The sequence below is a fragment of the Croceitalea sp. MTPC6 genome (assembly GCF_036985525.1).
GTDB lineage: Bacteria > Bacteroidota > Bacteroidia > Flavobacteriales > Flavobacteriaceae > Croceitalea.
The window spans coordinates 127,040-146,688 of sequence record NZ_BTGR01000004.1 but is presented as its reverse complement, the minus strand read 5'-3'; the positions used below and the strand labels follow the sequence as shown (position 1 = coordinate 146,688).

Sequence of the window (19,649 nt, the reverse complement as noted above, 5' to 3'; positions counted from 1 at the left end):
TATGAAAAGGAAAATAAACATCATTGAAGCGGCAATGAAATTTCCGCAAGTACCGATAGCGATTACCGTTATTATGGTGCTTGCAGGACTGATTTCATTAATGACGATGCCGAGAAGTGAAGACCCCCGTGTGACAGTCAGAACGGGGCTTGTCGTGGCTTTCTATCCCGGAAGCGACGAAGTACAGATGGAAAAAGAAGTTACCGATAAACTGGAACAATACCTGTTCGGTTTTGAGGAAATCAAAAAAGATAAAACCCATTCGGAAAGTAAGCCCGGACAGGTAGTTGTAACGGTAGAATTGCAGGACTATGTAAAGGACACCAAAAAATTCTGGAACACCTTACAACACGGTTTGGATGCCAATATGCCTCTGATATTGCCACGGGGCGTACAGGGACCGTATGTGAACAGCGACTTCGGCGATGTGGTCGTTCAGATGATTGCTGTATCAGCTCCCGGTCGTTCTTACGCCCAGTTAGAAAATTATCTGGACGAACTGGAAGACGGTATTAAGACCATTCCGCAGGTTTCCAAAATCAAGCGATACGGCGGTCAGAAGCAGCAAATATTCATTACCCTGCGTGAAGATGTATTGAAACAATACGGCTTCGGTATCAATGAAATCACAGCAACATTGAGCCAACAGAATGTAACCATTCCGAGCGGCGATATTGAGATTGACAAAAACCGTTTCCTCATTTTTACAGATGCGCAGTATCAGAATGAAAATGAAATCGGAAACCTTATTGTATATAGTTCTCCGCAGGGTGGCAATATCCGCTTGCGTGATATAGCCAAAATCGAAAGGAGATACGAAGACCTGAAAAGTAAAATTACGGTTGCGGGAAATGATGTAATGATGCTGACCGTAGAAATGCAACCCGGACAGAATATTGTCGATTTGGGAAATGCGCTGACACAAAAAGTTGCTGAAGTAAAAGAAATCCTGCCATCAGATGTGCAGGTCAACACTATTGTCGACCAACCCAAAGTGGTGGATATGAATTTGGGGCATTTCTTTATTGAGTTCGGTATTGCCATTGCCTCCGTTATCTTGGTAGTGATGCTTCTGCTACCGTTTAGAGTGGCTACAATTTCTGCTATTGCCGCACCTGTTACAATTGCCGTAACATTCGCTATCCTAAATTTACTTGGTATCGAAATGCACCAGGTTAGTTTGGCGGCAATGATTATTGTACTGGGGATGGTAGTAGATGATGCCATTATCGTAGTGGATAACTACATTGAGAAAGTGGACGAAAAAATACCGTCGTGGACTGCCGCTTGGCAAAGTGCAACGCAATTAATGGTTCCAATTTTTACTGCTACACTAACCATTGTCCTATCGTTCCTGCCGTTGGCATTTACGCTAACCGGACTAACAAGGGAGTTTGTGCAATGGATACCGATTACCGTAACTATTGCCTTAGCAGTTTCGTTCTTGGTAGCCTTGTTCCTTACACCTTACTTGTGTTACCACTTCCTGAAAAAAGGATTGAAAAGCCACGATGCCCAAAAGCCGAAGAAACGCAATTTCTTAGACAGAATGCAGGCAGGCTTTGACAGAGCTATCGAGTTCTGTATGAAATGGCAGAAAACCACATTGGTAGCAGGAATATTCATCTTTTTACTTTCGTTCGTGGTAGGTAGTCAGGTGAAAACCGAGTTTTTCCCAATCGTTGAAAGAAACCAGTTTAACCTTGAATTGTGGATGGATAACGGTACAAATATCCACGAAACCGAAACAGCCGTTAAGAAGATAGAAAAAGAAATTGCAGGCGATAAACGAATTGTAACCACAGCGAGCTTTATAGGTACAAGCTCGCCACGTTTCTACTCCACCTACGCACCGGAGCACCCACGTGAGAACTTTGCGCAGATATTCATCAATACCACAAGCAAGGATGCCACTTCTGAAATGATTGATGAGTATGTGCAGAAATTCAACAACTACTTGCCGAACGGTTATGTACGGGTAAGGCAGTTAAGCAAGAAGCAGCAGCCCGCACCGATTGAGATACGTGTGATTGGCAAGGATATGACCGAGCAGAAAAAAGTAGCCAAACAGGTTGCGGCATTACTGGAAAATACCAAAGGCTCTAACTGGGTGCGCACCGATTATCAGAATGATTATGTAGGGCTGAAAGCCGTTGTTAAAGAAGATGTAGCCCTGCGTTTAGGCGTTAGCAAAGCGCAGATTGCTCACGCACTCGGTGCAAAAATAAAAGGCTACCCTGTATCACAAATGTGGGAGGGCAATAAAGCCATCGACATTGTATTGCGTACAGACGAAACCGACCGGGAAAGTCTGGATGCTTTGGGTAATATGTACATCAATTCAACATTCGGTGCTAAAGTACCTTTAAAGCAAGTGGTAGATTTACAACCGTCTTGGCATACTGGGGCTATTGTACACCGTAACGGATTAAGAACGTTAACCGTTTCTTCCGAAGCACAGTTAGGCAGAAAACCCGCAGAAGTATTTGCAGAGGTACAGCCGAAAATTGACAGCCTGAAATTACCGAAAGGCATTAAGATTGCCTACGGTGGCGAATATGAAGACGGACTGGAAAGCGGTCCCAAAATGGGAAAAGCTTTTATGATAAGTTTCGTCCTCATTTTCCTTGTCCTGTTATTCCAGTTCAAGCGTGTTGGTAAAGTATTCATTGTACTGGCTTCGTTCCCGTTGAGCTTGCTTGGTGCAATGTTAGGCTTGTTCCTTACAGGTTACGAGTTCGGGTTTATGGCAATCATCGGTATTACCGCCTTATTGGGTATTGTGGTTCGTAACGGGATTATCCTCGTTGACTATGCGGATGAACTGGTAAGCGAGCACGGTCATACAATTAGAGAAGCAGCTTTATTAGCAGCCAAAAGAAGAATGCGTCCCATCTTCCTTACCTCAATGGCGGCGGCTATCGGTTTGATACCGTTAATGGCGAGTGGCTCTCCGGAATGGGGACCGATTTCCAGTACCATTTCAATCGGTATTCTGGTATCAATGATTACTACTTTGTTTATCGTTCCAGTATTGTATTACAGGTTCGTAAAACCACCAAAAAACAAACAGTTGGATGAGCAACAAGAATTGAATGCCGATGCTCACAACCAAAAATACTTATCATAAAAAGGGATTATGTTACAGAAAAGATATAAAACAGTCATAAAGGTTTTTATATGCGGTTTCGCTCTTTTGCAGGGAACAAACAACCTCTTTGCACAACAGCAGTTAACCCTTGCGGAAAGCAAAGAGCTGGCATTAAAAAACAACAACAGGATAGGCAAAGCCAAAGAGGACGTAATTGCCACCCAATCCGACAAGCGGATTGCTGATGTGGCAGGCAGACCGAAACTGGATGCTTCGGCAACCGCCTTTTACTTTGGCGAACCGTTAAACACAATGCTTCCCGAATATGGTCTTGCACCAATGGTCAGCGTTACACAGCCGATTTATACCGGAGGTAAAATTAAGTACGGTAAGCAAATGGCGGAAACCAATATACAGATGAGCAACGCTCAACAAAGATTGGTCGAAGATGAAGTATTATTGGCTACCGAAACCGCTTACTGGCTTGTAGTGCAGGCAAAGGAAGAAATAAAACTGGAACAGCAGGTTAAAAAGCAACTGGCTTCGCATTACACTTTCCTGAACAATCAGTTTGAAGCAGGATTGATTTACAAAAACGATGTGTTGCGGGCAAAGGTGCTTCAAAACGAAAACGAAGCCCGCTTACAGGCAGCGGAAAACAAGCTCATTTTGGCAAAAAGAAGATGGAGCCAGTTAATCGGAATGGAAGACCCCACAGTGATAGACGTAGCTGATACATTGAGTACGGGCGACTTTTCAAATCAGGGCATTTTGCAAAACACCGATGCCGTGCGACCGGAAATTGATTTGGCTGCCAATGCCGTTAAAATAGGCGAACTAACAAAAAGTATGCTCAAAGCCGACCTGAAACCAACCGTTGGTTTAGCACTTAACGGAGTGGCTGCCTTTGGAAAAGAGGGCATCAACTTTGGCGACCCGACCAAAAAACATATGCTGACCTACTTCGGTATGCTAAGCGTGAATATCCCTGTTTTCGACTGGGGAAGCAAACGGGAAAAAGTAAAACAACAGGAAGCGACAATCCGTTCGGCTGAATACGGTTTGAAAGAACTGAAAAGCCAAATCAATGTGGAGGTTGAGCAGGCAACACTTAACCTGCAATTACAGACAAAAAATATTGATTTGATGCAGGCATCATTAACCGAAGCTGACGAGAACCTTAAATTGAGTAATGACCGCTTTAAAGCCGGAACTATTACCGGAGAAGATGTGCTGATAGCAGAAACACTTTGGCAGAGAGCATACAGCAATATGTTAGATGCAAAAGTACGGTACAAAATTGCCGAAGCAGTGTACCGCAAAGCCATCGGGCAGATAAAATAGCTTTTGTTGAAATGGAGTTAATGCTACGGCACTGATATACTCAAAATGCAGGGGCAGTCATACGCCCCTGCATTTTTAATTAATAATACGATGGAATAATGCAAGAACATACCGCCGATAATAAAAAAGGAATGGTAATGATACCCGACATTTCAGGTTTTACAGATTTCGTTATCAAATCCAATATGTTTGTTGGTAAATATATAACCGAAAGCCTGCTCAAATCAATAATGGACAGCAATATCCTTTGCCTTGAAATTTCGGAAATAGAGGGCGATGCCATACTATTTTACAAGCACCATAACCTGCCCACTTTTGAAGAAACCCTGATGCAGATAGAACAGATGTACAACGATTTTCAAAAGGAACTCAAACGCCTGGCAATGCAACTGGCAATCGAAATTCCGCTTTCGCTGAAGATAATCGTACACTATGGAGAATTTACCAAATACAAAATCGGGAAATTCGAGAAGCTCTACGGCGCACCTGTGGTAGAAGCACACAAGATGCTGAAAAATCATATTGCCGAACATCCGCCTTATGCCTTGTTTTCTGATGCTTTTTTACAAGCCAATTTCGACCAACCCGAAAAAGCAACCGTAGAATACGACAATTGCGATGACTGTATGTATTTGCCCGAAATCGGCTACATACATTAGCTGTAAAAACCTAAACAGTAAATATCATAAATCAAACAAAGAATATCGTAAAATTGTCGGCAGCAAGGTTGTCTATTTTTGTGTAATCACCTTAGCTACGGACAGCATATAAAATACTAAAAATGGAACGCTTGGAACAAAAATTATTGAACAGGAGTATAAAACCAACATCAGTTAGGCTGTTAATTTTTAAAACAATGTCTGACTTTAAAAAAGCGTTCAGCCTTACCGATTTGGAAACCGAATTGGAAACTGTCAATAAATCGACCATTTTCAGAACGTTGAGCCTTTTTCACGACAACCTGCTCATCCATACGATTGATGACGGTTCCGGCTCAATGAAGTATTCCATTTGCAGTGATACCTGTATGTGTACCGTTGGCGAGCTGCACGTACATTTTAACTGTAACCGTTGTAAAAATACCTTTTGCCTTGAAAGCATTTCCATACCGCCCATTCAGCTTCCCGATAAATTTCTGTTGGAAAGTGTCAATTTCGTGATGAAAGGAATGTGTAACGAATGTTCGAGGTTCGTTAAGAAAAAATAATTTTTATCCCAATCGGTTAATCAAAAGCAGTCATATTTCAGGATATGGCTGCTTTTCATTTGCAACCAAGTTCCCAAAACCAACGGGTAGTTTTGCTGTGTAATTAAATCAAATATTACTATGGCAGATAAATATATCCCTACCCAAGATACAGATGTAGGCTACAACAATAATTTTAAAGTCATCAGGTTTGAATGTGCCGTTCCCGAAAAAGACACGATGATGGCATACACGGCAGCACTGCAATCCAAAGCAGAGCATCCCATAGCAAAAGCTATTCTCAAAGCACTTCCGCCAATCACTTTATCAGATTATACGGTTGATAAATTTGAAAAGATACCCGGCTGCGGCATTAAAGGTTTTGTGGACGGACACGAAGTCATCATCGGCAATATAGCCTGGATGAAATCTTATGACTTCTATTACGATGAAAGTTTAGACCACGTAAACGAAAAGGTGGTTATTGTAATGATTGACGACAGGTACACAGGCTGTTTTTTCATTACCGAAACCACAGCATAGCAACCGCTCCTTTCCAAAAGGCAAATTTTATATACTCCAAAATAGCCGTGTTGCTTTTGCAACTAAGTTCCCAAAACCCCATAGTAATTTTGCCTTATAAATGGAAATTAAAAACAATTAATAGATATGTCAAAACTATGTTGCAGTACAGATAACAATCTGAACCTTGTAAAAAAAAAGGAACACAAACACAAATATGATACGCAGGGTAATCAGTTGTGCTGTGTAAGAACAGAGAAAATTTATGAAAAAGCAGGAGCAGCAGATTTGCTAAAAGATGCCAATCATAAAGATGACGGACACGGACACACTGACGGCAGCAGTTGCAGTGAAGACGATGCCGGACATTGTGATGATGAGGAAGACCATCACGACCACAGCCACCACCATCACGACCACGGTCATAAACACAGCCATAACAAAAAAGGTGGTCATAACCACGACCACGGACACGACCATAGTCACGGACACGGGCACAGCCACGGGGATGACCACGACCACAGCCACGACATAGAGGGCAAAACAGCGTTTCAGCTTTTTATGCCTGCGGGTATCTCATTAATTTTATTGCTTATCGCCATCGGGTTAGATAATTACTTTCCACAGGATTGGTTTACCGGATGGGTACGAATTGCTTGGTATGTAATTGCCTATATCCCTGTCGGACTACCCGTAATTAAAGAAGCAATAGAAAGTATCCGGTATAAAGATTTCTTTTCAGAGTTCTTCTTAATGGGTATTGCTACAATAGGAGCATTTGCCATAGGCGAATATCCCGAAGCAGTAGCCGTTATGTTGTTTTATTCCGTAGGAGAAGTTTTTCAGACCATTGCAGTATCAAGAGCCAAAGGAAATATTAAAGCCCTGTTAGACCAACGTCCTGATGAAGTTACGGTTCTTAGGGCAGGCAAAGCGGTTGTGATAAAAGCCGAAGATGCTAACATTGGCGATATTATCCAATTGAAACCGGGCGAAAAATTAGGCTTGGACGGCGAATTAGTTTCGGATAGTGCTTCATTCAATACAGCAGCACTCACAGGAGAAAGTAAACCCGACACCAAAGGTAAAGGCGACACTGTACTGGCAGGTATGATTAACCTGAATACCGTAAGTCAGATAAAAGTTACTACCGACTACGCTGATAGTAAATTGAGCAAAATTCTGGAATTGGTACAGGATGCAACTTCTCAAAAAGCACCCACCGAATTATTTATCCGTAAATTCTCCAAAGTTTATACGCCAATCGTAGTGTACCTGTCAATAGCCATTACTTTGCTGCCTGCACTCTTTGTAGATAACTATGTATTCAGCGAATGGCTGTACAGAGCATTGGTATTTTTGGTTATCTCTTGTCCTTGTGCGTTGGTAATTTCCATTCCGTTAGGTTACTTCGGTGGTATTGGAGCAGCGAGCCGGAACGGTATCTTGTTCAAAGGTTCCAACTTCCTTGATATTCTTGCCAAAGTTGAAAACGTAGTAATGGACAAAACAGGAACGATGACCGAGGGCGTTTTCAAAGTACAGGAAGTATTCATAAAACCGGAGTTCAACAAAGATGAAATCCTGAACCTTGTCAATGTTTTAGAAAGCCAAAGTACGCACCCTGTGGCAACCGCAATCCACAATTACTGGGGAGAAGTAGATACCACAGTGAAACTTGAAAATACGGAAGAAATTGCCGGACACGGGCTAAAAACCACTGTCAACGGTAAAGAGCTGTTGGTAGGTAATTTCAAATTGCTTGACAAGTTCAATATCAGCCACGATGCAGACACGGCAAACATTGTTTATACCGTGATAGCAATCGCTTATGGTGGTAAGTTTGCCGGATATATAACCATTTCTGACAGCATTAAAGTAGATGCGAAAGCCGCCGTTGACAAACTGCGTAAAATGGGTGTTAGAACCACAATGTTAAGCGGGGACAAAAATACCGTGGTACAATACGTTTCAAATCAGTTAGGAATTGACAGTGCATACGGAGATTTATTGCCCGAAGACAAAGTAAATAAAGTAAAAGAAATCAAATCCCGTAATGGAAGCGTAGCCTTTATCGGGGACGGTGTAAACGATGCTCCTGTAATTGCATTGAGTGATGCGGGTATCGCAATGGGTGGTTTAGGAAGTGATGCCGCCATTGAAACTGCCGATGTGGTTATACAGGACGATATGCCGTCTAAAATCCCGATGGCTATCAATATCGGGAAACAGACGAAGAAAATTGTTTATCAGAATATTGTTTTGGCGTTCGGTGTGAAAGCAATTGTACTGATACTCGGAGCAGGCGGACTGGCTACAATGTGGGAAGCCGTATTTGCCGATGTAGGTGTGGCATTATTAGCAATTCTAAATGCGGTGCGAATACAGAAAATGAAGTTTTAATTGTTGGATTTGACTGCCGCCGAAAATATTCTGCGGCAGTTTTTTTTGACCTAAACCAAAAAGGAAGATGGCAAAACATCAATCACAGGCATCGCTTATTAATTGTCAAAAACAACATTGAACACAAACATTAACCAAATTGTAAACTATACCAAAAATAAATGCACACAAAAAGAGGCTGTTTCAATATTGGAAACAGCCTCTTCGCATTAAAAGAAAATTATAGAATTATAACGTACCTCTGCGTTCCTGCTCTCTTTCGATAGACTGGAACAAAGCCTTAAAATTTCCTGCGCCAAAACCTCTTGCACCCATTCTTTGGATAACCTCAAAGAAGAATGTAGGGCGGTCTTCCACAGGTCTTGTAAAGATTTGCAATAAATAGCCCTCTTCGTCTGCATCAATCAAAATACCCAATTCCTGTAATTCCTTTATATCCTCTTTAAATCGGTGCATATGCGCTTTTAAACGGTCTGGAATAGCATCATAATACGCTTGTGGCGGTCTTGATAGAAATTCAACACCTCTTGATTTAAGGTCGTTTACCGTCTTTACAATATCGTCCGTAGTTACCGCAATATGCTGAACACCCTCGCCCTCATAAAATTCAAGGTACTCTTCAATCTGCGATTTCTTTTTGCCCTCTGCGGGTTCGTTAATCGGGAACTTAATTCTGCCGTTACCATTTGCCATTACTTTTGACATCAGGGCAGAATATTCGGTTGAAACCTGCTTATCATCAAAAGACAGAAAGTTTTCAAATCCCATTACATCCTCAAACCATTTTACCCAGGTGTCCATTTGGTTCCAGTCCACATTGCCCACCATATGGTCAATATATTTCAGTCCGGCAGGAGCAGGATTATATTCGGTTTCCCATTTTTCATAACCTGGCATAAAAATACCGTTGTAGTTTTTGCGTTCGGTAAACATAAAAATGGTTTCGCCATACGCATAGATACCCGATTGTACCACTTCGCCGTTTTTATCTGTGGTTACGGTAGGTTCCATAAATGCTTTTGCACCTCTCGATGTGGTTTCTTCAAAGACTTTGCGGGCATCTTCCACCCAAAGACCAACCACTTTGATGCCATCGCCGTGTTTTTTAACGTGTTCGTTGATTTCAGAATTAGACCGCATTCCGGTAGTTAAGACCAACCGTACTTTATCCTGTTTTACCACGTAAGATGCCCTGTCTTTCATTCCCGTTTCCAGTCCGGCATAAGCCTCTGACCGAAATCCGAAAGCGGACTTATAATAATGGGCAGCCTGCTTCGCATTGCCTACATAAAACTCTACATAGTCGGTTCCTAAAATCGGTAAAAAGTCCTGTGCACCTTCGAATATTTTATCCAAGCCGTATTCAACGTTTTTCAAATCGTTTGTCATTATAATGATTTTTAAAAATTATGTTATGTGTGATTTTGCAATAAAGGTTTTTGCACAAGTGGGATTGTGCAATAGTGTTTTAGTTCCTGAACCCGAGCTACAACATCGCCCGATGCAAAACCGAGAGAAAGGTTTTGATAGACATTTTATAATCAGTTAGCGTTATTAAGCGGTAAATGTATTCCGCTTATTCAGAACCAACACCATAATCAGTAAAAGTCACAAAACAAAACCGAAATATTACAAGCGGAACCGTTTTTGAGGTATAATCAGTAAATATCATAAATCAAACAAGGAATATCGCAAACAGCATAGCGCATTATGTTCCGAATTTTGTACCAACAAAAACAATTAAAAGTTCAATACAATGGAAAGTAAAAATCTTCAATTCAAGACAAACCTTAACTGTGGTAACTGTGTATCAAAAGTGCAGGCAGATTTAGATAACGCAGACGGTATCTGCGAATGGAACGTTGACACCACAAACAGCGATAAAATACTGACTGTAAAAGCAGAGGGCATTACCGAAGACGAGGTTGTCGCAATCATCAGGAAAAAAGGTTTTAAAGCTGAACCTGTTTCAGCATAATACCATCAGCAATTCACTAATCTTTAAAAGGAACAAAAAATGAAAAAGTTAATAGTTGCAATAACCGTAATGATGTTTGGATTTTCTGCTTTTGCACAAAATACAGGCAACCTGCTGAACAATTATATCAGCGTAAAAAATGCTTTGGTAAGCAGTGACAGCAAGGCGGCAAACACCGCTATTTCCGCACTGAACGAAGCCGTAAAGAGCGAAGACAATTTTGCACAGAAAGCAGAATTGCAGAAAGCCACCGAGAAATTAAGCAAGGCAGGCAACAACATTGAAAAGCAAAGAGCCGCTTTCAATGATGTATCTACCATAATGTGGAAACTGGTAAAACCATCCGACAAAGTAAACCAACCAGTTTACTACCAGTATTGCCCGATGAAAAAAGCATATTGGTTGAGCAAAGAAAAGGACATCAAAAATCCTTACTACGGTTCATCTATGCTTACGTGTGGTAAAGTTGCAGAAACTAAATAATACCCATTAAGGCATTGCTCATTAGGCAATGCCTTTTAATCTTTATAACCAATGCTATTTTTAAAATGGATAATCAAAAATTTCTTCACAAAAAGCTGTTGCCGCTAACCCTGTTGGCACTCTTTATATCACAAGTCAGCATTGCCCAAAAAGTAGTCCATTACGACCTGTATGTAAGAGATACGGTTGTAAACTACGCAGGCAAAGAAAAAAGGGCAATCGCTGTAAACGGGCAAATCCCAATGCCCACGCTTGAATTTACAGAGGGCGACACGGCAGAAATTGTTGTCCATAACCAGTTGAAAGAAAGTACATCCCTGCATTGGCACGGGCTATTCCTGCCCAATAAAGAAGACGGTGTACCTTTCTTAACGCAAATGCCCATAGAACCCGGCACAACCTATACTTACCGTTTCCCGATTATTCAGACCGGAACGCACTGGTATCATTCACATTCGGGCTTGCAGGAGCAGATTGGTATGTACGGCAGCTTTATAATGCACAAAAGGGCTGATGACAAAACATTCAGGAAAGGCATTGACGATTTGCCGGAAATTCCCATAATGCTAAGCGAATGGACGAACCTCAATCCCAACAATGTACACCGTATGCTGCACAATGCAAGCGATTGGTTTGCCATAAGAAAAGGCGCAACACAAAGCTATGCCGAAGCCATCCAAAGCGGTAAATTCAAAACCAAGCTGACCAACGAATGGAAACGTATGTTGGCTATGGACGTGAGCGATGTATATTACGAACGTGTGCTGATGAACGGCAATCATCATACAGACCTGAAAAGCATTGACGGCAAGCCGTTAAAAGCAGGCGACAAAGTGCGTTTGCGGATTTCTAATGGCGGTGCATCCTCTTACTTTTGGCTTCGCTACGCAGGCGGTAAAATGTCCGTAGTGGCAAGCGACGGCAACGATGTGCAACCTGTGGATGTGGACAGGCTGATTATCGCTGTATCTGAAACTTACGCGATGTAGTCGTTACCATTCCCGAAGACGGTAAAGCCTTTGAATTTATGGCAACTACCGAAGACCGTACCCAATCCACAAGCTATTTTATTGGCAGCGGTACAAAACAATATGTTGGGGAAATGCCACGCCTGAAATATTTTGAGGGTATGAAGATGATGAATGATATGATGAAGATGAACGGCGACCTTGACGATATGGGAATGAATATGAGCCTTAACCAAATGGATATGAACGTAGTAATGTATCCTGAAATTACAGGCGAAGAAAAGGGCAAGAAAGCTAAGGACAATGGGCAGCCAATGGAGCATCACGGGGAAAACCATAAAATGAATACGGACGAAGACCCCAACCGTTATAATGCCAATGCGTTGAGCAATATAGTAACGCTCAATTACGCAATGCTGAAATCGCCACACAATACCACATTGCCAAAAGATGCTCCGGTAAAAGAACTGAAATTTACCCTTACCGGAAATATGAACCGTTACGTTTGGAGTATGGATAATAAGGTCTTGGCAGAAAGCGACAAAATACCTGTAAAGAAAGGCGAGATTTTGAGGATTACCATTCACAACAACTCAATGATGCGCCACCCGATACACCTGCACGGTTTTGATTTCAGGGTGCTGAATGAGCACGGCGAAAATGCACCGATGAAAAATATAATCGACATTATGCCGATGGAAACCGATACCATCGAGTTTCTTGCCAATACCGAGGGCGATTGGTTTTTCCATTGCCATATCCTGTACCATATGATGGCAGGAATGAACAGGGTTTTTGCAGTGGACGATTATAAAAATCCCGAATTGCCCAACAAGGAAAAAGCCTATAAAATGTTACAGCGGGAAAGCAATATGCCACACTTAATGGCACAGAGCGACTTTGCCATCAACGGTATAGACGGGGAAGCTATGCTGATGAACGCCCGTTACAGTTTGGGTACAGAATGGCGTTTAGGCTACAACGATATGCACGGCTACGAAGTAGAAACCCATTTAGGACGTTACATCGGTAAAATGCAATGGCTGATGCCGTTTATCGGTTTCGATTGGCGATACCGCAAAATGGGAATGGACGAACACGAGCAAAACCTGTTCGGACAGGTCAATAAAAAGGACAACCGGGCAGCAGTCAGCTTGGGTGTAATGTACACCCTGCCAATGCTCGTTAATGTACAGGCAGAAGTATATCACGATGGGATTTTTCGTGTATCGTTAATGCGTGAGGATATACCTATCTCCCGAAGACTAAGAGCCGGATTTATGGTCAATACCGATTTGGAATATATGGCAGACCTGCGGTATATCCTGACAAGGCATATCGGTATCAGAACACACTATGATAGTGATATGGGCTTTGGTGTAGGGCTTTCGCTCATCTACTAAAGCATTTCAATACAAGATTGGGAAAGGTTGTAGCGTTGCTATGACCTTTTTGCTTTTTATAATACGGGCTAAATCAGTAAAAGTCACAAATCAAACAAGAAATATCACAATAGCAGGCTTTGGAATTATGCTGAATTTTGCAACAGTACAAAACATTATAAATAAATTTCAAAAAAATGGAAAATAGAGAATTTCAATTCAAAACCAACCTTAATTGTGGTGGATGCGTATCAAAAGTAAAAGCTGATTTGGACGGAGCGGACGGTATCTGCGAATGGAATGTAGATACAGCTAACAATGACAAAATTCTAACCGTAAAATCAGAGGGAATTACAGAAGATGAAATAGTTGCCATCGTTAAGAAAAAAGGCTTTAAAGCAGAACCTTTAATGGTTTAATACACAAGCCCTATTCAGTTTCAAAAGTGAAAGCGGATATGGCTTTCCTATAAGCATACTATAACAAACATATTGAAATGAGGTAATTTATTGTAGGATACCTGCAATTACTGCCTCATTTTATCCTTTTTATTGGTATCATACTTAAAATTCCGCTTTCAATGACAGATTATTGCCATACTATAATAAACGAATTAGACGATAGAATAAGTGAATTGACCTACGAGCAGAATAATTCATTGGTATCGTATGAAAATGCTATTGTGCTGGTATTGCAGAAGATTGAAGAGGTAAAGAAGCACATTCAAGAAAAGGGATTTAAAGATGCGGAAGAAGAAATATTGTTTTTCAAGCAGCTAAAGCCGCAGTTAGTTTCAAAACTTATCTTCTTCAATTCGATTTATAAAATTGAAACAAAAAGACCACGTGGAGGGGATAAAATTATCAGGAAATACCTCAATATTGAGCTTTCCAAAATCAAGCGGTACTTCGATGCCAATCTGGAATTTTACAAGTATTACAGAACCAACAGCACCCATCTTGATAACAAATACTTTGTACGTGGCAAACACGATATTAAGCTAAGTTTAGACACCTATTATTTTGAGGCAGACCACAATTTTACAACCTCACACGATTACAAAGTAGCCAAGATTATTGCCAATGATTTGATACAGGTTTATCTCGAAGACCAGTTGAATAACAACAGTCAGAAAAGAATTTGGGAAAACCCGCCTTTAAACTGGACGGGCAGCAAGACCTCACTCATCGAGTTGATATATTCGCTGCATTCGCAAGGTTCGATTGACAACGGTAATGCAGACATTAAAATCATAGCCAAAACCTTTGAAAATATGTTTAATATTGACTTAGGGGATTTCTATCATTCCTATCTGGAATTGAAAGCCAGAAAGATGAACCGCACAAAGTTCCTCGATAGTCTTCGGGATGCGCTCATTAAAAGGATGGACGAACAAGACGAAAAATAAAGGTAAAGTTTCACGGCTTTACCTTTATTTTTTATAAATTTGCAGTAATGATTTACAAGGTAATCAAATGAAAACAAGTGCAGTAAGCACCATTACTAAATCGTTACCGATAGTACTTCCGGTACTTGTAAACTACTCTTTATTAGCCGATTTAGGTTAAATTAATCTTTTTTTCAAAAAAAGTAGAGTTTTTATTCCTCTTAAAAAAACCTAAGAGTAAAAGGAGGTAGAAAACAAATGAGAATGATAATGCTCCAACAATATAGGAAGTATATCTACTGGTAAAATAAGCAACCCAAATGATAACAACTCCTATAAATACACTCACAAGTAGAACTTCAAAATCATTAAGTCTTTTGTCTTTGGCGGGGAGTTTTTTTAAAGTGTTTTTTAAATGAAAACCAGATATGATAATGTATACTAGCCATTGAAGATAAATTACCCTAACAAGATATGGCGACCATAAACTTTTATACGCTTTATATGGAATTAAAAACCATGCAAGAATTGCAATCAAAACAAATGGTATTATATGATAGAACCAATTTTTCTGCATGACCCGATGCTCAGCTGTTGCTGACTTAACGTATAAGTATAAAAATGGGCCTATTAGTAAGCATGCTGACAACCCTATTTGTATAAAAACTTGAGATAGATTTGGATTGAAATGAAAGAAGACTGATTTAATAATTCTTATACTCAATACAAAAAGTAATGCTCCCAGAAAGTAATTTGAAGTTGTTTTTTGCTTTGCGAAAAATGCAAAATAGAAACTCAAGAATATGCCATTAACTGCACCTAATGCACTGAACAAGAATAAAATTTGGGAGTTAAAATCCATTACTTGGTTCTTTGAGGTATATGGTTTTAACTATTTAAATCCAATACGTTTTATTGCATCATGGCTAATCTTAATAGCTTCCATAGGTTTCATGGCAAAGGTCATATCCTGCTCAATTAGATAATATTCCATGCCAGATTTTTCTTTTTCAGCAAGTATCCGGGCAAAGTCGATAGTTCCATTACCTACAGGGGAAAATTTCCCTTCTTTGTCCATGTCTTTCACATGCCAGATTTTAAAGCGACCAGGATATTTCTCAAAATAAGCTAATGGGTCTGCACCAGCTTTGGTTACCCAAAACAAATCCATCTGAAAATTCACATATTTAGGATTACAATTTTCCAATAAATAGTCAATCGGGACTATCCCTGTGCTATCTTTTTTAAACTCAAAATCATGATTGTGATAAAGTAGTTTTAAACCTGCTTCGTTGGCTTTTTCTCCTAATTCATCTAAAATATTTGCTAAATTTTCAGCGCTGCCTGTCATTCCCATCGTCATAGTTTCAGAATCAAAAGTAAAAAGCCACATTGGAGGAATTGGGACAACAAAATATTCAAATCCAGCTGCTTTTGCATCTGCCATTTCAATTTCTGCATTCTCAAGTGTAACACTACTTTGATGTGTGCCTACAGGTATTAACTTGAGTTCTTCCAAGTAAGATTTGAATTCGGCCGGTTTCATATGGTAATATTTACCATCCTTATACCCAGCTGCTTCTATGTTTTTATATCCAATTTCAGCGACTGACTTCAAAGTTGTTTTTGCATCTTCTCCCATGGCATCTCTAACGGTATATAAGGCAAGTCCACCAATTTTATTCTCTTGGTTACAAGATTGTATTAAGATTAAGGTAATAGAAAGGATAAAAAATTTGGCAAAAAATTGAAGTTGAATAGCTTTCATACATTTTGATTTTCTACAAAACTAAAAGTAAATGAATTTTTTTAATGTTTTAATTTTCTTGCACAACAACATCATAACTTGAGCTGACAAAGTCTTTTTCATTTTTCCTATCTTCGTCTTATGCTCTCTAAAAAGACAAAGTACGGACTTAAAGCATTGACATTCTTAGCCTCACAGCCAGATAGAGAGCCTGTTCAAATTGCAGAAGTTGCCAAGCATGAGAATATTTCTCAAAAGTTTTTAGAAAGCATTTTGCTGACCTTGCGAAGAAATGGATTTTTGGGCTCTAAAAAAGGAAAAGGCGGAGGATATTATTTAATTAAAGAACCTGCTGAAATTCAAATGACTTCGGTGATGCGTATCTTGGAAGGACCAATTGCCATGGTACCTTGTGTAAGTCTAAATTTTTATGAAAAGTGTGATGACTGACCCGATGAAAGTACCTGCTCGGTAAATAAATTAATGTTCAAGGTAAGGGATGCGAACCTATCCGTTTACCGAAATAGCACCTTGGCAGATTTCCTTTAAGAGCAAACGGAAAGTTTTATTCCCTTTTGATTTGATTATATAAAAGATTTTCAATGGACCATTTATTTTTTAAAGGATTGATTATATTTAGCATATTAACCAACTGAATCAAGCTCAAAACTTTCCCCTATGTTTTGATTATTGCTTTCTTTTCAATTGTTTTACTTATCATGTTGTATGACGTTCTTAGTCAATATTTAACTGGGTTGTTCGCAACACTTATTGCGATTACGTATCCTTCTGTAATTTCTCCAATTTTGATAAAGTTTAATCACTTTTTGAATCGAGATAATGGCTATTTAGGAAAGGCGCACTCGTTTTTCAATAAGTTCATCAGTAAGATAGTAATCAAATCAGGGCTTAATTTGAATCACTATGTTTATGAATTTAGAATAGGATATGATACAAAAGGTAAACTTACAATTGTCCCGTCTGAGATACTTCAATTTAGAGTTGGTACATTTAACCGTATTACGGGAACATTTGATAGAAATTTAGCTAATAATCACAAGGTTGTTACGTCGGTCACGGGAAATATAGTTAAGACAAATAGTGGTGGTTTTAAATACCTTAAATTTGATGAATTCTACATCATTAACAAGACGAAGAAGGAATATAGTACTGCATACTACCATCCAAGCGATTGCAATCATGTTGGTTGTGATTTGATAGGTATTTCTACAGAATTTCATAATAATTCAATCAAAAAATGTATATCTATTCTTAGTAGCAGAACATACAACTTTTCAAATGATTTGCGAAAGGAAAACCCTATTTTAGACAAGTATCTTGGGGATTTCAATATTGAAAAAACTGATTTTCAAAACTTAAAAAAAATAAACTACCGATAATGAAAAAACCCATCATTGGAATCTTGGTTTCCTTAATAATTACATTCACCACAACTGGACAAGAGATAAGAATAGGTGTAAATAACAAATATCCAAACCAAGAATTTGAAAACCAAGTAGCTAAAGGCAATATTAATTATATCGACGCATTTGAATATGAATTGCAAGGCCTATTGTATGCCTACTCCACTAGTCTGGATTATACAATTGAATTTATAGAAATACCCCAAAATGAACGTGAATTATCTATAATCAGTAGCTCAAAAATCAATAGCCTACTCTATACTTTTTCTTACACTCCCGAAAGATTGAAAAAGGGTATTTTGTTTTCTGATCCATACCTTCAGAATAAGGCTATAGTAGCGATATCTAATAATGCTAATCTTGATGTAGAAAGTTGGAAAGAAACAACGGTTAGAGTAGGTCATTTAAAGAATACTACCGCCGAAAGAGAACTTAAGCTTCTTAAGGATAAAAATTTTGATAATATTATTATGTTTGATTTCACTCTGCAATTAGAGTTAATAGAGGCCTTGAAGAAAAAGGAAATAGATATGGCAATTGGTGATATCAATAGGTTGCTCTACGAAATTGGTGAAGGTGATTTCCATTTTGCTGGAAATTTACCTACTAGTAGGGCAAAAATAGCAGATGACTATTGTATCGGAGTTGCTAAAGATGAGCCAGAATTAGTGATTTTTTTTAATTTATTCTTGAGAGAGAATAAAGATAGAATAAAAGGTCTTGAAAGAAAATGGTTAAACACCTCATTAGAGGATGCTTATGGTAAATATTACGGTAAAACTAAGGAAGAATTAAAGAGTTCTCTAAACAATTTGAAAATTATTTTCTTAGGTTCTGCGTTAGCTCTTTTGTTTGTTATTTTACTGCTTGGTTATCGAAATAAAAAGTTAAAAGAAAAAGCAGAATCAAATAAGGCTTCTGTCTTGGAACAAGAACTCAGAAATGTAATTGACAACACCAAGATTAAGATGGAGAGAATTCTTGATGATGATGGTATTGTCAAAGCTGGAATACAGATGTTTGATTCTGCGAATGAGAGCATTCATTATTATGGTTCTGGTGGTTTTATGTCAAGTTTAGGGACAGACAGGGATGGTAAGAATGCAGAGAGATGGTCAGACGCAATTAAAAGAACATTAAGTAGAAAAAGTAATCAAGGTGATTCTATACAATTTGTAAGAGTAGTTGATTTGCCAGAAGTCGAATTAAATGAAGAATTTGAAAAAAAATCAATTGTTGAACGAAATAATCTAAAAATTGAAGGATTTAGTACAGGTAATAATTATCCGAAATACTTAAAAAAGTATCATCGCTGGCTCTTTAATGTTTATGCACAACTTTTGAAGTATGATAATCTAAAATTATACGATTCTGCTTCAGCCGGTCTGTGGGGTTTTGGAATGATTTTTATTATTAAAGATGATAATGAGGTTTTGATGTTTATTTCAGCTGAGGGTGATAAAAAAATTGGCACAATAATACCGTCAAGTGATCTTGCAAAAGAGCTAAAAGAAAAATATGAAACTGATAAGGTAGGGCAGAGATTGACAAACCCGGATTTTACGTCAGAGAAAAAGGGTTTCTTTTTTATGGAAGCGGAGAAAGTATTATTGAAAGAGATAGATGAGGCAGGAGGGGACTTAGACTGCAATGTCCCTAAAAGTAAAGGAAGTAAAATTAAGATTCCACTCCGCGAGAAAATTGAAGAATTTTGCGAAAACAATTACAAGTAAC

15 protein-coding genes and 2 pseudogenes are annotated in these 19,649 nt (G+C 39.1%); 14 read left to right on the top strand and 3 right to left on the bottom strand.

Going from position 1 to position 19,649, the window contains the following annotated elements:
- Position 1: 1 nt before the first annotated feature.
- From AACP56_RS09620 to AACP56_RS09595, 6 genes are all read left to right on the top strand, one after another.
- Positions 2 to 3,130, top strand: a complete 3,129-nt coding sequence (locus AACP56_RS09620) for an efflux RND transporter permease subunit (RefSeq protein WP_339337328.1) — start codon at positions 2 to 4, stop codon at positions 3,128 to 3,130.
- Between the two features lie 9 nt (positions 3,131 to 3,139).
- Complete coding sequence (locus AACP56_RS09615; RefSeq protein ID WP_339337329.1) at positions 3,140 to 4,435, top strand: TolC family protein; 1,296 nt, start codon at positions 3,140 to 3,142, stop codon at positions 4,433 to 4,435.
- Positions 4,436 to 4,533: 98 nt separating this feature from the next.
- Positions 4,534 to 5,094, top strand: a complete 561-nt coding sequence (locus AACP56_RS09610) for a DUF2652 domain-containing protein (protein ID WP_339337330.1) — start codon at positions 4,534 to 4,536, stop codon at positions 5,092 to 5,094.
- Between the two features lie 122 nt (positions 5,095 to 5,216).
- Positions 5,217 to 5,642, top strand: a complete 426-nt coding sequence (locus AACP56_RS09605) for a Fur family transcriptional regulator (RefSeq protein ID WP_082171028.1) — start codon at positions 5,217 to 5,219, stop codon at positions 5,640 to 5,642.
- 120 nt (positions 5,643 to 5,762) lie between these two features.
- The gene (locus AACP56_RS09600) at positions 5,763 to 6,164 is read left to right on the top strand and encodes an HAD family hydrolase (RefSeq protein WP_050377142.1); all 402 of its coding nucleotides are present in this window, start codon (positions 5,763 to 5,765) and stop codon (positions 6,162 to 6,164) included.
- A gap of 126 nt (positions 6,165 to 6,290) precedes the next feature.
- Positions 6,291 to 8,546, top strand: coding sequence for a heavy metal translocating P-type ATPase (locus AACP56_RS09595; RefSeq protein ID WP_050377143.1), 2,256 nt, complete (start codon positions 6,291 to 6,293; stop codon positions 8,544 to 8,546).
- Between the two features lie 228 nt (positions 8,547 to 8,774).
- On the opposite strand, the gene hppD is transcribed toward AACP56_RS09595, so the two are convergent.
- Positions 8,775 to 9,935, bottom strand: a complete 1,161-nt coding sequence (gene hppD / locus AACP56_RS09590) for a 4-hydroxyphenylpyruvate dioxygenase (protein ID WP_050377144.1) — start codon at positions 9,933 to 9,935, stop codon at positions 8,775 to 8,777.
- A 367-nt stretch (positions 9,936 to 10,302) separates the two neighbouring features.
- Between hppD and AACP56_RS09585 the strand changes: the two genes are divergently transcribed.
- The 5 genes and pseudogenes from AACP56_RS09585 to AACP56_RS09565 all read left to right on the top strand — a co-directional run bounded on the left by AACP56_RS09585 (position 10,303) and on the right by AACP56_RS09565 (position 14,765).
- Positions 10,303 to 10,524: a heavy-metal-associated domain-containing protein gene (locus tag AACP56_RS09585; RefSeq protein WP_120182569.1), complete on the top strand. Its 222-nt coding sequence runs from the start codon at positions 10,303 to 10,305 to the stop codon at positions 10,522 to 10,524.
- A 39-nt stretch (positions 10,525 to 10,563) separates the two neighbouring features.
- Positions 10,564 to 11,007 carry a DUF3347 domain-containing protein gene (locus tag AACP56_RS09580; RefSeq protein WP_120182570.1) on the top strand — a complete coding sequence of 148 codons (444 nt, stop codon included), beginning with the start codon at positions 10,564 to 10,566 and terminating at the stop codon, positions 11,005 to 11,007.
- A 65-nt stretch (positions 11,008 to 11,072) separates the two neighbouring features.
- Positions 11,073 to 13,378 (top strand): annotated as a pseudogene (locus AACP56_RS09575) (multicopper oxidase family protein).
- 176 nt (positions 13,379 to 13,554) lie between these two features.
- On the top strand, positions 13,555 to 13,776 hold the full coding sequence (locus AACP56_RS09570; protein WP_120182572.1) for a heavy-metal-associated domain-containing protein: 222 nt from the start codon (positions 13,555 to 13,557) through the stop codon (positions 13,774 to 13,776).
- A gap of 161 nt (positions 13,777 to 13,937) precedes the next feature.
- Positions 13,938 to 14,765: an RteC domain-containing protein gene (locus AACP56_RS09565; protein WP_120182573.1), complete on the top strand. Its 828-nt coding sequence runs from the start codon at positions 13,938 to 13,940 to the stop codon at positions 14,763 to 14,765.
- Positions 14,766 to 14,916: 151 nt separating this feature from the next.
- Here the strand turns inward: AACP56_RS09565 and AACP56_RS09560 are convergent, their stop codons facing one another.
- Both AACP56_RS09560 and AACP56_RS09555 read right to left on the bottom strand, forming a co-directional pair.
- On the bottom strand, positions 14,917 to 15,606 hold the full coding sequence (locus tag AACP56_RS09560) for a hypothetical protein (RefSeq protein WP_339339920.1): 690 nt from the start codon (positions 15,604 to 15,606) through the stop codon (positions 14,917 to 14,919).
- A gap of 30 nt (positions 15,607 to 15,636) precedes the next feature.
- Positions 15,637 to 16,512 carry a sugar phosphate isomerase/epimerase family protein gene (locus AACP56_RS09555; protein ID WP_339337331.1) on the bottom strand — a complete coding sequence of 292 codons (876 nt, stop codon included), beginning with the start codon at positions 16,510 to 16,512 and terminating at the stop codon, positions 15,637 to 15,639.
- 120 nt (positions 16,513 to 16,632) lie between these two features.
- Here AACP56_RS09555 and AACP56_RS09550 point away from each other — a divergent pair.
- The 3 genes and pseudogenes from AACP56_RS09550 (at position 16,633) to AACP56_RS09540 (ending at position 19,648) form a co-directional block, all read left to right on the top strand.
- Positions 16,633 to 17,040: pseudogene (locus AACP56_RS09550) on the top strand (RrF2 family transcriptional regulator).
- 170 nt (positions 17,041 to 17,210) lie between these two features.
- Positions 17,211 to 17,891 carry a hypothetical protein gene (locus AACP56_RS09545; protein WP_339337332.1) on the top strand — a complete coding sequence of 227 codons (681 nt, stop codon included), beginning with the start codon at positions 17,211 to 17,213 and terminating at the stop codon, positions 17,889 to 17,891.
- Positions 17,891 to 19,648: a substrate-binding periplasmic protein gene (locus AACP56_RS09540; RefSeq protein ID WP_339337333.1), complete on the top strand. Its 1,758-nt coding sequence runs from the start codon at positions 17,891 to 17,893 to the stop codon at positions 19,646 to 19,648. Before AACP56_RS09545 ends, AACP56_RS09540 begins: the two co-directional genes overlap by 1 nt.
- Position 19,649: the final 1 nt, after the last annotated feature.

What these genes read in the sequence shown, in the direction of transcription:
- AACP56_RS09600 (WP_050377142.1), top strand. Translation starts at nt 5,763, where the DNA reads ATGGCAGATAAATATATCCCTACCCAAGATACAGATGTAGGCTACAAC.
- AACP56_RS09545 (WP_339337332.1), top strand. Translation starts at nt 17,211, where the DNA reads ATGTTGTATGACGTTCTTAGTCAATATTTAACTGGGTTGTTCGCAACA.
- AACP56_RS09560 (WP_339339920.1), bottom strand. Translation starts at nt 15,606, where the DNA reads ATGGATTTTAACTCCCAAATTTTATTCTTGTTCAGTGCATTAGGTGCA.
- AACP56_RS09615 (WP_339337329.1), top strand. Translation starts at nt 3,140, where the DNA reads ATGTTACAGAAAAGATATAAAACAGTCATAAAGGTTTTTATATGCGGT.
- AACP56_RS09620 (WP_339337328.1), top strand. Translation starts at nt 2, where the DNA reads ATGAAAAGGAAAATAAACATCATTGAAGCGGCAATGAAATTTCCGCAA.
- AACP56_RS09595 (WP_050377143.1), top strand. Translation starts at nt 6,291, where the DNA reads ATGTCAAAACTATGTTGCAGTACAGATAACAATCTGAACCTTGTAAAA.
- AACP56_RS09610 (WP_339337330.1), top strand. Translation starts at nt 4,534, where the DNA reads ATGCAAGAACATACCGCCGATAATAAAAAAGGAATGGTAATGATACCC.
- AACP56_RS09540 (WP_339337333.1), top strand. Translation starts at nt 17,891, where the DNA reads ATGAAAAAACCCATCATTGGAATCTTGGTTTCCTTAATAATTACATTC.
- AACP56_RS09570 (WP_120182572.1), top strand. Translation starts at nt 13,555, where the DNA reads ATGGAAAATAGAGAATTTCAATTCAAAACCAACCTTAATTGTGGTGGA.
- AACP56_RS09585 (WP_120182569.1), top strand. Translation starts at nt 10,303, where the DNA reads ATGGAAAGTAAAAATCTTCAATTCAAGACAAACCTTAACTGTGGTAAC.
- hppD (WP_050377144.1), bottom strand. Translation starts at nt 9,935, where the DNA reads ATGACAAACGATTTGAAAAACGTTGAATACGGCTTGGATAAAATATTC.
- AACP56_RS09565 (WP_120182573.1), top strand. Translation starts at nt 13,938, where the DNA reads ATGACAGATTATTGCCATACTATAATAAACGAATTAGACGATAGAATA.
- AACP56_RS09555 (WP_339337331.1), bottom strand. Translation starts at nt 16,512, where the DNA reads ATGAAAGCTATTCAACTTCAATTTTTTGCCAAATTTTTTATCCTTTCT.
- AACP56_RS09580 (WP_120182570.1), top strand. Translation starts at nt 10,564, where the DNA reads ATGAAAAAGTTAATAGTTGCAATAACCGTAATGATGTTTGGATTTTCT.
- AACP56_RS09605 (WP_082171028.1), top strand. Translation starts at nt 5,217, where the DNA reads ATGGAACGCTTGGAACAAAAATTATTGAACAGGAGTATAAAACCAACA.